The following is an 11,827-nucleotide window of genomic DNA, read 5'->3' as shown; positions in this document are numbered from 1 at the left end:
GCGATGAGGGTCCACAACAGCGGGGTCATGATACGGCCTCCCTGAATACGGCGGACTGGTGGATCAGCGCGCCGTAACGCGGGTGAGTGACGTCGAGGGTGAAACGGAAAGAGCCCTCGCCGAGATCGCGGTGGGTCACCGTGAGGTCGCCCGGCGTGAGCCATTGCGGCAGGGGAATCCAGAGACGTCCCAGCTGAAGGCCATAACCGGCGCTGCGAAAGGTCAGCGCCTGGCCTTCCACCGCGATACGGAGCGCCATCGAGACGCCGAAGCCGACATATTCTTCGAGCCCGGTCGGTCCGGCGAAGCGTTTGGCCGAATGGATTACTTGCGGAAAGCCCCGCTTCCGCGCGCAGATGCGCGTCCAGGTCTGGCCGCCGCTCCTCCCATCCTCGGTGACCGTGACGATCATCGGCACGCCGGTGTCGCGTCCGGTCGGCAACGGGCCGCCGATCAGGCGCGCGGCCTGCGCGAACCACCAGCCAAGCTCGCTGAAGCCGACCTCGTCGACCACGCCGACATAGACGACGCTGTCGCCGACAGCGACCCGCTTGGAAAACCGCCGCCAGGTCGCAAGCGGCAGGCGCCCCCAATCCTCAGCCGACATCAGCGCGCGGAAGCGGCGATCATCGAGGAATCTGGTGTGAGCGGGGGAGGATGCGTGAGAGCCTGGTAATCTTGCCGACGTCATCTCACCCCTCCCCCCAGCTATTTGGCTTTGCCCAGCGGCAGCAGGTTGGCGATCTTCTCGCCGAGCTTCATCAGCGCGATCAGCCTCGGCCGCGGCACTCTCAGCATCTGCATGAACCAGTGATCCGTGAGCTCGGTGAAGGCGAGCATCTCCTTCAGCCGCTTGGCTGCGACCGGGCTGATCGTCGGATCATCGGTGGCATCGGAGACGCAGGCCCGCAGGGCCACGATCGCGGGATCGATCTCCCGCTCCTTGCGCCGCGCCGCGATCCGCGCCGCCACCTCCCAGATGTCGGTCTCCGCCTCGAAATGATCGCGCCGGTCGCCGAGGATCGGCACGCGCCGGATCAAATTCCAGGCCAGAAGCTCCTTGATCGAGTTGGAGACGTTGGACCGCGCCATGCCGAGCGTCTCGGCGATGTCCTCCGCCGTCATCGGCGCTTCCGCCAGATAGAGGAGCCCATGGATCTGGCTGACCGAGCGGTTGACGCCCCACTCGTCTCCCATGTCGCCCCAGTGCAGGATGAAGCGCTCGACGGCGGCGGGCAGTTTCTTCTTACCGGTTGTTTCTGTCATAACAGAAATATCTGACGGTATCGATTTCCTGTCAAGCGTTACGCGAGGCCTCTGCCTTGCATACTGTTCCCGACATTTGCCTAAAAAGAGCTCAGGCGCGCGGAACAAAGACCGCCACGAAGACGTTTGTCCCCGTCGAGGCGGGGTCCAGAATGGCGCAAAAGTATAGACAACAGAGAGACTTGTTCGATAGCGAACGCAGTTTCAGGCTGTTGGTTGAGGGAGTTGCGGACTACGCCCTCTATATGCTCGATCCCACCGGCATCATCACCAGCTGGAACATCGGAGGTCAGCGCATCAAGGGCTATTCGCCCGAGGAGATCGTCGGCCAGCATTTCTCGCGCTTCTATACCGAAATCGACCGAGCCAACGGCAAGCCCGCGCGCGCGCTCAGAATCGCGCGGGAACAAGGCCGCTACGAGGAAGAAGGCTGGCGCGTCCGCAAGGACGGGACGTTCTTCTGGGCGAGCGTCGTGATCGATCCGATCTACGAGAACGGCGCTCTCATCGGCTTTGCCAAGATTACCCGCGACATCACCGAACGCCGCAACGCCGAGCTCAAGCTCGAGGCGATGCAGAAGCAACTGGCGGAGTCCCAGAAGTTCGACGCGCTCGGCCAGCTTACCGGCGGCGTCGCGCACGACTTCAACAATCTGCTGATGATCATCAGCGGCAGCCTTCACGTTCTCAAGCGGGGCGCCGAGCAGGACGCCAAGCTGGAGCGCGCGATTTCCGCAATCGATACGGCTACGAAGCGCGGCGCCGCGCTGACGGCCCAGCTCCTGACCTTTGCGCGGCGGCAGAGCGTCAATCCCCAGGCGATCCATTTCGGTGAGCGGATCAAAGCGATCCGTGAGGTCCTCCATGCCGGCGTCGGCAGCCCCGTGCGGCTCGCCTTCGACATCGACCGCGAGATATGGCCGATCAGAACCGACGTGTCCGAACTCGAGACGGCGCTGCTCAACCTGGTGATCAATGCGCGCGACGCGATGCCCGACGGCGGCACCGTGACGATCGGTGCCCGCAATGTGGCGCTGTCCGACCCCCTTCACGCCGGCGAGTTCGTGGCCATCAGCGTTGCCGACACTGGTCTCGGCATCCCCTCCGACGTGCTCGACAAGATCTTCGAGCCGTTCTTCACGACTAAGCCGGTCGGCAAGGGCACCGGGCTCGGCCTGTCCCAGGTGCACGGCTTCGCGCATCAGGCCGGCGGCACCGTGAAGGTGGACAGCGAACTCGGCAAGGGCACGATATTCACCATTCTCCTGCCGCGCGAGACGAGCGAACCACAACGCGAAGCGGCCGCCGCGCCCTCGCGCGGCAGCGGAACCGTGCTGCTGGTCGAGGATAATCCGGACGTCGCGCTGGTCAGCATCGGGCTCCTGGAGCAACTTGGCTATCAGGTGCGCCGCGTGGCGGACGCCGAGGAGGCGCTACGCGAGATCGAGCATGACGGCGTCGACTTCGTATTCTCCGACATCGTGATGCCCGGCAAGATGGACGGGCTCACCCTCGCCCATCGCCTGCGCCAGATCCGCCCCGGCCTGCCGATCCTGCTCGCGACCGGCTACAGCGACGCCGCGGCCGACGTGCGCGGCGACTTCCCGATCCTGCGCAAGCCCTACGAGATCCACGAGCTCAGCGACGCCATCGCCAAGCTGCCGCGGTGACTCTACACCGTCGGCAGCACCGAGAACGCCTCGCCTGCCCGCCGCAGGTTCAGATCGTCATCGCCTGCGGTTTCGCTGGTGACATTATCGACGCGCGAGGACGGTGGGCCATGCCGGCACAGTGCCACCATTTCGGCGACGCGGGTCGGAGGCCCCGCAAACAGCGCTTCAACGCTGCCGTCGCGCCGGTTGCGCACCCAGCCTTCGAGCCCGCTCGTGCTCGCCTGGTATTCGACCCAGGCGCGATAGCCAACGCCCTGCACACGGCCGCGGATCATGACCTGGAGGATGGCGCGGCTCATCTCTTCAACCCCAGGAAATCGGCAGTACGCGCTTTCACGTAGGCCTCGCGCATGATGCGGCCGGTCAGCTCCGACGATGCGAGACCGCTGAGATTCTTCGGCGGCGTCCCTTCGCGCAGCGCCTTTAGCGTGTCGTAGACGGCCTGAGTTGCCGCAGCGATCGGTGCGTGGCCCTGCAGCGCGATGCGCACGCGCTGGCCAGCGAGATAGTCGAGGGCGTTCAGCTCATCGGGCGCACCGCCCAGCACGATCGGTAGACGCGTTGCCGCTGCGATCGCCTCGAGCTCGATGCGCGACTTGATGCCGGTGAAGAACAAGGCATCGACGCCGGTTGCCTCATAGGCTTGCGCGCGCCTGATGGTGTCCTCGATCGACGTGATCGCGGCGGCGCCGGTGCGGCCCATGATGACGAGCGAGGGATCGCTGCGGCCGTCGAGCGCTGCCTTCATCTTGCCGATGCCCTCCTCCAGCGAGATGAGCTGTGTCTTCGGCTCGCCAAAGGCCTGCGGCAGCAGCGTGTCCTCGATGGTGAGGCCGGCGGCGCCCGCGGCCTCCAGCTCCTGCACCGTGCGGCGGACGTTGAGCGCGTTGCCATAGCCGTGATCGGCGTCGACCAGCACCGGCAGCGCGGATGCCCTCGACATCCGCCGCATCTGCTCGGCAAGTTCCGTGAGCGTAATCAGCGCGATGTCGGGATCGCCGAGCACGGCGAGCGAGGCCACCGAGCCGCCGAACATGCCGAGCGGAAAACCGAGATCTTCGGCAATGCGGATCGAGATCGCGTCATAGACCGAGCCGGGACGGACGCAGCCCAGCCCGGCGAGGATCGATCGCAATCTTTCGCGGCGTTGACGGAAGGCCATGGTGTTCCCTGTCTTTCGAAGCCGCTCCAGCATACTCCGTCATTGCGAGCGCAGCGAAGCAATCCAGGATCTTTCCGCGGAGGAGTCTGGATTGTTTCGTCGCTTCGCTCCTCGCAATGACGGTGTTTGTGGGTCCTGCGGAGACCGACTCACACCTCACGCAAACTCCAGGATCAGCGCGTCTACCGCGAGCGTGGCGCCGGCGCTGGCGTGGATCTTCTTCACGATGCCGTCGCGCTCGGCGCGCAGCACGTTCTGCATCTTCATGGCTTCGACGACCGCAAGCGTCTCGCCAGCCTTGACCTCCTGCCCTTCGGTGACGGCGATGGAGACGACGAGCCCGGGCATCGGACAGAGCAGCTTCTTGCCGGTGTCGGAGGCCGCGGTCACCGGCATCAGCCGCGCGGAAGTCGCTTCCGTCTCGGTCCAGACATAGACGGGAACCTCGACGCCCTGATGGGCGAGCCGCATGCCGTTCGGGATCGGCCTCACCTGCACCGCGATGAAGTGGCCGTCGATGGTGCCCTGCCAGACCGGTACGCCCGGCTTCCACGGCGATTCCAGGAGGTGGGCATTGCCTGCCTTGCCCTCGGCATCGAGGAAACGCACCGCGATCGCCTCGCCTTCGCGCGCGATCTCGAGTGCGATCTCCTCGCGGTCGAGCCACACCGCGCGGCGGCGCTCGCGCTGCACGACGCGGCCGCCGAGCTGGCCGGAAATCTGCCGCTTGCGCTCGCCGAGCACGTGGTCGATGGCGGCGCCGACGGCGGCGATCCGCCGCGCGACCTCGCCTTCAGCCACGCGCGCCGAAAAACCCTTCGGAAACTCCTCGGCGATGAAGCCGGTCGAGAGCCGTCCTTCGCGCCAGCGCGGATGGTTCATCAGCGCGGACAGGAACGGAATATTGTGACGGATGCCGTCGACATAGAAGGCATCGAGCGCGGTCGCCTGCGCCTCGATCGCTGCGGCGCGCGAGGGCGCATGTGTGACGAGCTTGGCGATCATCGGATCGTAGTGGATCGAGATCTCGCCGCCCTCCTGCACGCCGGTGTCGTTGCGCACGGTGATGCCGTCCTTGCTTAGCTCCGCTGGTGGGCGGTACTTCACGAGGCGCCCGATCGAGGGCAGGAAGTTGCGGAAGGGATCTTCGGCATAGAGACGCGACTCCACCGCCCATCCCGTGAGCGTAACGTCCTTCTGCGCAATGGTGAGCTTTTCGCCGGCGGCCACGCGGATCATCTGCTCGACGAGATCGATGCCGGTGACGAGCTCGGTGACGGGATGCTCGACCTGGAGGCGGGTGTTCATCTCCAGGAAGTAGAAGCTCTTGTCCTGTCCGGCGACGAATTCGACGGTGCCGGCGGAATCATAGTTCACGGCCTTCGCCAGCGCGACCGCCTGCTCGCCCATCTTGCGGCGGGTGGTCTCGTCGAGCAGCGGCGACGGCGCCTCCTCGATGACCTTCTGGTTGCGGCGCTGGATCGAGCATTCGCGCTCGCCGAGATGGATGACATTGCCGTGCTTGTCGCCCAGCACCTGGATCTCGATGTGGCGGGGATCGACGATGAATTTTTCGACGAAGACGCGGTCGTCGCCGAACGACGCCTTGGCTTCGGCTTTCGCCAGATTGAAGCCTTCGGCGACCTCGCTCTTCGAATGCGCGATGCGCATGCCCTTGCCGCCGCCGCCGGCGGAGGCCTTGATCATCACGGGGTAGCCGATCTCGTCAGCAATGCGCACCGCGTGCTTGTCGTCCTCGATGACGCCGAGATAGCCGGGCACGGTCGAGACCTTGGCCTTGGCGGCCGCCTTCTTGGACTCGATCTTGTCGCCCATCGCCGCGATCGCGCCGGGGTTCGGGCCGATGAAGACGATGCCGGCTGCCTCCAGCGCGCGCGGAAACGCCTCGCGCTCGGACAGGAAGCCGTAGCCGGGATGCACGGCCTGCGCGCCCGTCTTGCGGCATGCCTCGACGATCTTCTCGATTACCAGATAGCTCTCGGCCGCGGCCGGCGGCCCGATCAGGACGGCCTCGTCGGCCATCTCCACATGCAGCGCGTCGCGGTCGGCCTCGGAATAGACCGCAACCGTCTCAATTCCCATCCGGCGGGCAGTCTTGATGACCCGGCAGGCGATTTCGCCGCGATTGGCGATCAGAATGCGTTTGAACATGCTTTTCTTGGTTCTTCGACCCTGGGCGGGACCTCTCCCTCACCCCTTCGGGCTGATGGGACAGGCCGTGATGTGTCCGTGGTACAGCAAAATAGGCCAGAGGCAACGGTCTAAATCCGCACCCCGCCCTGGCGTACCAGCGATCCCTGCCGGCCTTATCGCCTTCCCAAAGCAGGCCTTATCGATCCCTATCTGCTATCGGCCTTGGCGGCGCCCCGCACCAGCTCGTGGACAAAACCCAGCTTCCCGACCACCGCCGGTGACAGGATGAAGGGATAGAGGTCGCGGGCACCCATCGCCCGGTTGACGCTGTTGATGGCAAAGGTGAAGGGCAGCCATGCATTGACGAGCTTCTCCACATCCGCCGCCGTGTAGGGGTTGAAGCGGATGCGCGCCGTCAGCTCGCCGTCGCGATCGATCCTGGGGCGCACCTCCACGCCGAATTCGGCGGCCATCTCAAGTGTGTCGACGATGTGGAGGTAGTGCGCCCAGGTCTCGGCGAAGTCCTCCCAGGGATGCGTGGTCGCGTAGGCGGAGACATAGCTCTGCTGCCAGTCATCCGGCGGCCCCTCCGCATAATGGCGTTGGAGCGCCTGCCCATAGTCGATCTGTTCGTCGCCGAACTTCGCGCGGAATTCGTCGAGCTTGCCGCCGTCCCGCACCAGCACGTCCCAAAAATAGTGCCCGACCTCGTGGCGGAAATGCCCGAGCAGCGTGCGGTATGGCTCGCCCATCTCGAGCCTGCGCCGCTCGCGTTCGATGTCGTTGGCTTCCGTCAGCGCGATCGTGATCAGGCCATTGTCATGGCCGGTCATGATCCGCTGGCCGCTGAAGGGATCATCGGCAAGGAAGTTGAAGATCAGCCCGTGCGTGGGATCCTCTGCCCGCGTCGTCAGCGGCAGCTTCCAGCGCGAGAGCGAATAGAACAACCGGTGCTTGGCCACCTCGAGTTCGCGCCAGCCGGCAAGCTGCGCCGGGTCGGACAGGTCGGGCACCGTGCCGTTGTGCCGGCAGGCGCGGCAGTAGAGATCGCTGCTGCCGGGCTCGGTCAGCCAGTTGCAGGCGTCGAACTCGGCATTGGCGCACAGCATGCGGCCCGTGCCCTTGTCGGCCAGCGTCACCCAGGCCGTCCCGTCGGGCTCGATCGCGGAGAGCATCTCCTTTTCAGGCAGGAAGGCAACCCGGTGACCGCAGCGTTCGCAGGCGCGGTTCTCGAAATAGAGGACGTTGCCGCAGGCCTGGCAGACAAATAACTTCAAGGTTTACATCCCCCGACAGGAGTCTCTTGAGCCCATCTTGAACCTATCTTGAGGCTATTGGGCCCGGCGACGACGCTTCGCGACGTTAATCGTTCCTGCGGGCGGAACAAATTCCTCAAACTGGACATTGGTTCGCCGTCCACACTTCCCGGACATCATTCTCCCCTTCAGGTCGTTGCAATGGGTAGCCATCGCGCCCGGTCTGTGTGACAATTGCTCCGGCACGTGCATCACAGCGGCCGACCCCTTGAACGATCCTTTGCCCGAGACCATCGCCGCCGAAAGGCTGCGCCAGCATCTGGACGAGATCGCCCGCGAGCGCGACAACGCCTATCGCGCGTTGCAGGAGCGCGAGGCCGAGCTTGCGCGCATCCAGCGCATCGCCGGCGTCGGCGGCCTAGAGATCGATTTCCGTGACGGCGTCAGGAATCGCCGCACCCCCGAATATCTGCTGATCCACGGCCTGCCGCCGGAGGCCGCCAACGAGACCTATGGCGACTGGATGCTGCGTATCCATCCAGAGGATCGCGAGCGCACGATCAAACACCTGTTCGGCACCCTCAAAAGCGAGAGCGAAGATTACTCCGACACCTACCGCATCACCCGCCCCAGCGACGGCGAGGTGCGCTGGATCCGCGTGGTCGGCAAGATCGAGCGCGATGCGGGCGGCCGCGCGGTGCGGCTGGTCGGCGCTGACCTCGACGTTACCGACCAGATGCTGGCGCAGGCGACCTTGCGGGAAAGCGAGGAACGCTTTCGCCTGATCGCCGACAGCGCGCCGGTGCCGATCTGGGTCACCAAGCTGGACCGCAAGCGCTCCTTCGCCAACCAGGCCTATGTCGATTTCCTCGGCCTGCCCTTCGAGGAGGCGATCGATTTCGACTGGCGCAAGGTGCTGCACCCGGATGACCTGCCCCAAGTGCTCCAGCAATCCGTGCAGGGCGAAGCCTCGCTGAAACCCTTCGTGCTGGAAGCACGCTACAGGCGCGCCGACGGCCAGTGGCGCTGGCTGCGCTCGGAGTCGCAGCCGCGCTGGGACCCCAATGGCAAGCACATCGGCTTCATCGGCGTCGCCCACGACATCACCGCCGCCAAGCAGGCCGAGATCGAGCTCAGGCAGCTCAACGAAACGCTGGAAGAGCGCATTACCGAGCGTACCTCACAGCTCGAAGCCAACGAGGCCCGGCTGCTTGCGATCCTGGAAACCAGCAACCAGTACCAGGGTCTGCTCAACCTCGAAGGCAACGTGCTCTACGCCAACACGACGGCGCTCGCCGGCATCCGCGCCGCGCCGCGAGACGTCATCGGAAAGCCGTTCTGGGACACGCCATGGTTCGCCGCGACCGAAGGCATGTCGACGATGGTCCGCAACGCCTTCGATACGGTCCTGACTGGCGAAGCGGTGCGGATGGAGATGCTGCTCCGCCTCCCGATCGGCGAGCGCTGGTTCGATTTCAGCATCCGCCCCCTGCTCGACCAGCACGGCAGGATCTCCGGCGCCGTGCCCGAGGCCGTCGACATCAGCGAGCGCCGCCGCGGCGAGGAGGCGCTGCGCCAGTCGCAGAAGATGGAGGCGATCGGCCAGCTCACCGGCGGCGTCGCGCACGATTTCAACAACCTCCTCACCATCATCCGCTCGGCCACCGACTTCCTGCGCCGGCGCGAGCTGCCGGAGGAACGGCGGCGACGCTACGTCGATGCGATCTCCGAGACCGTCGAGCGCGCCTCGAACCTGACGGCACAGCTGCTCGCCTTCGCGCGGCGGCAGCCCTTGAAGCCGCAGATCTTCAACGTCGGCACGCAGGTCGAAAGCGTGGCGCAACTGGTGCGGACGCTGGTCGGCGCCCGCATCGAGATCGTGGTCGACGTGCAGGATGCCGACTGCTTCACCATCGCCGACATCGCGCAATTCGAGACTGCGCTGATCAACCTCGCCATCAACGCACGCGATGCGATGAAGGACGAGGGACGGCTGACCATCGCGGTCCGCAAGTTCAAGGGCATCCCTGCCTTGCGCACACAATCGGCGCGCAGCGGCGATTTCGTCGCCATCTCGGTCCACGACACCGGCTCGGGCATCGCGCCGGAACATCTCGAGGCGATCTTCGAACCGTTCTTCACGACCAAGGAGGTCGGCAAGGGCACCGGGCTCGGCCTCAGCCAGGCCTTCGGCTTCGCAAAGCAGTCCGAGGGCGACATCGCGGTCGAGAGCAGCGTCGGACACGGCGCGACCTTCACGATCTATCTGCCGCAGGCGCCGAGCCCCACCCTGGCTACCGAAGCAGCGTCGCTGATGAGCGAACCCGCCGCCACGGGACGCGGCTATCGCGTGCTGGTGGTCGAGGACAATGACGACGTCGGCCGCTTCTCCACAGAACTGCTCGAAGACCTCGGCTATGTCGTGCGCCGTGTCGCCAACGCCAACGCGGCCCTGGCGATCCTCGGCGAGAACGAATTCGCTGTCGATCTCGTGTTCTCCGATGTCATCATGCCCGGCATGAATGGCGTTGAGCTCGCCGGCGTCATCCGCGATCGCTATCCGGGCCTGCCGGTCGTGCTCACCTCCGGCTACAGCAACGTGCTCGCCGAAAGCGCCCATCGCGGCTTCGAGCTGATCCAGAAACCGTATTCGGTCGAGTCGCTGTCGCGCATCCTGCGCAAGGCGATGGCGGAAAAGGTCTCGGTCGCAAGGTGATTGTCAAATTTGCGCGAAGCCGTCACTGCGAGCGAAGCGAAGCAATCCAGAATTTTTACGCGGAGACGGTCTGGATTGCTTCGTCGCTTCGCTCCTCGCAATGACGGCGCTGTTGTGCTTTTACGCTCCATCAGGTCTTGCATGACATGAAACCCACCCTCCTCTCGGCCTGGCAGACCTGGGCGTTGCTCTCCGCCTGCTTTGCCGCGCTGACTGCGATCTTCGCCAAGGTTGGGGTGGAGAACATCAATCCGGATCTTGCGACCTTCATCCGCACCATCGTGGTGCTGCTGGCTTTCTCCGTGCTGTTGTTCCTCACCGGCCAATTCGCGGTGCCGTCGGAAATCTCGTCAAAGACCTGGCTATTCCTGATCCTGTCGGGCCTCGCCACCGGCGCATCCTGGCTGTGTTATTTCCGCGCGCTGAAGCTCGGGCCCGCAACGCTGGTGGCGCCGATCGACAAGCTCAGCGTCGTGCTGGTGGCGCTGTTCGCCTTCGCCTTTCTCGGCGAGCGTCCGACTGCACAGGGCTGGCTCGGCATCGCGATGATCGGCGCCGGCGCGGTGCTGCTCGCGGTGAAGCTGTAACGGAGTGCTCGCGCTGATGTGAGCGGAACCAATCCGGTCTGACATCGGTTTCTCGCAGGGCGAGTTCTGCGCCTCGATCGAGATTCACAATGTCGAAGCGCAGTCTGAGCGAAGGGGTGCAAGCCGGGCGCGCGCTGGACGCGGCGAATTTCTTCCTCGCCGATGTCCGCGACGGGCTTGGGCCATATCTTGCCGTTTATCCCCTCACCGAGCAGCGATGGGACGAGTCGCGTCCGCAGGGGAAGACAGCGCCGCCGGCTTCAGCTATCGCTGCACGATAACCATCGAACGAGGGCCACATTGCCGATCGCGCCGCATGCCGCCTATTGGGCCTGGAGCATCATCGTGCTTGCGACCGCAGGCGTCATCATCCGCCCCTTTCGCCTGCCCGAGGCAATCTGGGCGCTGGCGGGCGCTGCGGCGCTGGTGCTGTTCGGCGTCCTGAGCTGGGATGACGCGCTGACCGGCGTCGAAAAGGGCATCGACGTCTATCTGTTCCTGATCGGTATGATGCTGATCGCCGAGCTCGCCCGGCTCGAAGGCCTGTTCGACTATCTCGCAGCGCTCGCCGTCGAATATGCCCGCGGCTCGCCGCAGCGCCTGTTTCTGCTGATCTATCTCGTCGGCACGCTGGTCACCGTCTTCCTGTCGAACGATGCGACCGCGATCGTGCTGACGCCGGCGGTCTACGCGGCGACACGGGCAGCCGGCGCCCAGCCGCTGCCTTATCTCTTCGTCTGCGCCTTCATTGCCAACGCCGCGAGCTTCGTGCTGCCGATCTCGAACCCCGCCAACCTCGTGGTGTTCGGCACGCACATGCCGCATCTGGCCGAATGGCTCCGCCTGTTCGCCCTGCCCTCGTTCGCCTCGATCGTACTCACCTACGTCGTACTTCGCCTCACCCAGCATCGCGCGCTGAAGGAGGAGGACATCGAGCACAAGGTCGCGCACAAGAGGCTCAGCCGTGGTGGCAAGCTGACCGCGATCGGTATTGCCGCTGTCTCTTATACACA

At 65.0% G+C, this 11,827-nt stretch carries 11 protein-coding genes; 5 read left to right on the top strand and 6 right to left on the bottom strand.

The window, feature by feature from the left end:
* Positions 1–25 precede the first annotated feature (25 nt).
* Both Q2941_RS48220 and Q2941_RS48215 read right to left on the bottom strand, forming a co-directional pair.
* A complete protein-coding gene (locus tag Q2941_RS48220) occupies positions 26–691 on the bottom strand; it encodes a DUF4166 domain-containing protein (protein WP_458197058.1) in 666 nt (221 codons plus the stop codon).
* 17 nt (positions 692–708) lie between these two features.
* On the bottom strand, positions 709–1,266 hold the full coding sequence (locus Q2941_RS48215) for a GbsR/MarR family transcriptional regulator (RefSeq protein ID WP_254113040.1): 558 nt from the start codon (positions 1,264–1,266) through the stop codon (positions 709–711).
* Positions 1,267–1,418: 152 nt separating this feature from the next.
* Between Q2941_RS48215 and Q2941_RS48210 the strand changes: the two genes are divergently transcribed.
* Positions 1,419–2,936, top strand: coding sequence for a PAS domain-containing sensor histidine kinase (locus Q2941_RS48210; RefSeq protein ID WP_027526135.1), 1,518 nt, complete (start codon positions 1,419–1,421; stop codon positions 2,934–2,936).
* 2 nt (positions 2,937–2,938) lie between these two features.
* Here Q2941_RS48210 and Q2941_RS48205 read toward each other — a convergent pair whose 3' ends face one another.
* From Q2941_RS48205 to Q2941_RS48190, 4 genes are all read right to left on the bottom strand, one after another.
* Positions 2,939–3,238, bottom strand: a complete 300-nt coding sequence (locus Q2941_RS48205; RefSeq protein WP_458197056.1) for an acylphosphatase — start codon at positions 3,236–3,238, stop codon at positions 2,939–2,941.
* Positions 3,235–4,101: an isocitrate lyase/PEP mutase family protein gene (locus Q2941_RS48200; protein ID WP_458197055.1), complete on the bottom strand. Its 867-nt coding sequence runs from the start codon at positions 4,099–4,101 to the stop codon at positions 3,235–3,237. The genes Q2941_RS48205 and Q2941_RS48200 overlap by 4 nt, the downstream gene beginning before the upstream one ends.
* Positions 4,102–4,257: 156 nt before the next feature.
* Positions 4,258–6,273 (bottom strand): acetyl-CoA carboxylase biotin carboxylase subunit, encoded by a 2,016-nt coding sequence (locus Q2941_RS48195; protein ID WP_458197054.1) that lies wholly within the window; start codon positions 6,271–6,273, stop codon positions 4,258–4,260.
* A 188-nt stretch (positions 6,274–6,461) separates the two neighbouring features.
* Positions 6,462–7,532 (bottom strand): zinc-binding metallopeptidase family protein, encoded by a 1,071-nt coding sequence (locus tag Q2941_RS48190; RefSeq protein WP_458197053.1) that lies wholly within the window; start codon positions 7,530–7,532, stop codon positions 6,462–6,464.
* 229 nt (positions 7,533–7,761) lie between these two features.
* Between Q2941_RS48190 and Q2941_RS48185 the strand changes: the two genes are divergently transcribed.
* The 4 genes from Q2941_RS48185 to Q2941_RS48170 all read left to right on the top strand — a co-directional run.
* Positions 7,762–10,227 carry a PAS domain S-box protein gene (locus Q2941_RS48185; RefSeq protein ID WP_027527236.1) on the top strand — a complete coding sequence of 822 codons (2,466 nt, stop codon included), beginning with the start codon at positions 7,762–7,764 and terminating at the stop codon, positions 10,225–10,227.
* A 146-nt stretch (positions 10,228–10,373) separates the two neighbouring features.
* Positions 10,374–10,814: an EamA family transporter gene (locus Q2941_RS48180; RefSeq protein WP_027527235.1), complete on the top strand. Its 441-nt coding sequence runs from the start codon at positions 10,374–10,376 to the stop codon at positions 10,812–10,814.
* 89 nt (positions 10,815–10,903) lie between these two features.
* Entirely contained in the window at positions 10,904–11,095 is a 192-nt protein-coding gene (locus Q2941_RS48175) for a hypothetical protein (RefSeq protein ID WP_027527234.1), read from the top strand.
* 25 nt (positions 11,096–11,120) lie between these two features.
* Positions 11,121–11,827, top strand: a 707-nt coding sequence (locus Q2941_RS48170) for an SLC13 family permease (protein ID WP_458197059.1), incomplete at its 3' end; no start/stop codon positions are given.

Source organism: Bradyrhizobium sp. UFLA05-153, assembly GCF_054185185.1.
Note: the sequence above shows the minus strand (reverse complement) of the source record. Positions and strands in the feature narration are given on the sequence as shown.

Bases quoted from the DNA above. Each gene is read 5' to 3' on its own strand.
- Q2941_RS48220 (WP_458197058.1), bottom strand. From the start codon at position 691: ATGACGTCGGCAAGATTACCAGGCTCTCACGCATCCTCCCCCGCTCAC.
- Q2941_RS48215 (WP_254113040.1), bottom strand. From the start codon at position 1,266: ATGACAGAAACAACCGGTAAGAAGAAACTGCCCGCCGCCGTCGAGCGC.
- Q2941_RS48210 (WP_027526135.1), top strand. From the start codon at position 1,419: ATGGCGCAAAAGTATAGACAACAGAGAGACTTGTTCGATAGCGAACGC.
- Q2941_RS48205 (WP_458197056.1), bottom strand. From the start codon at position 3,238: ATGAGCCGCGCCATCCTCCAGGTCATGATCCGCGGCCGTGTGCAGGGC.
- Q2941_RS48200 (WP_458197055.1), bottom strand. From the start codon at position 4,101: ATGGCCTTCCGTCAACGCCGCGAAAGATTGCGATCGATCCTCGCCGGG.
- Q2941_RS48195 (WP_458197054.1), bottom strand. From the start codon at position 6,273: ATGTTCAAACGCATTCTGATCGCCAATCGCGGCGAAATCGCCTGCCGG.
- Q2941_RS48180 (WP_027527235.1), top strand. From the start codon at position 10,374: ATGAAACCCACCCTCCTCTCGGCCTGGCAGACCTGGGCGTTGCTCTCC.
- Q2941_RS48175 (WP_027527234.1), top strand. From the start codon at position 10,904: ATGTCGAAGCGCAGTCTGAGCGAAGGGGTGCAAGCCGGGCGCGCGCTG.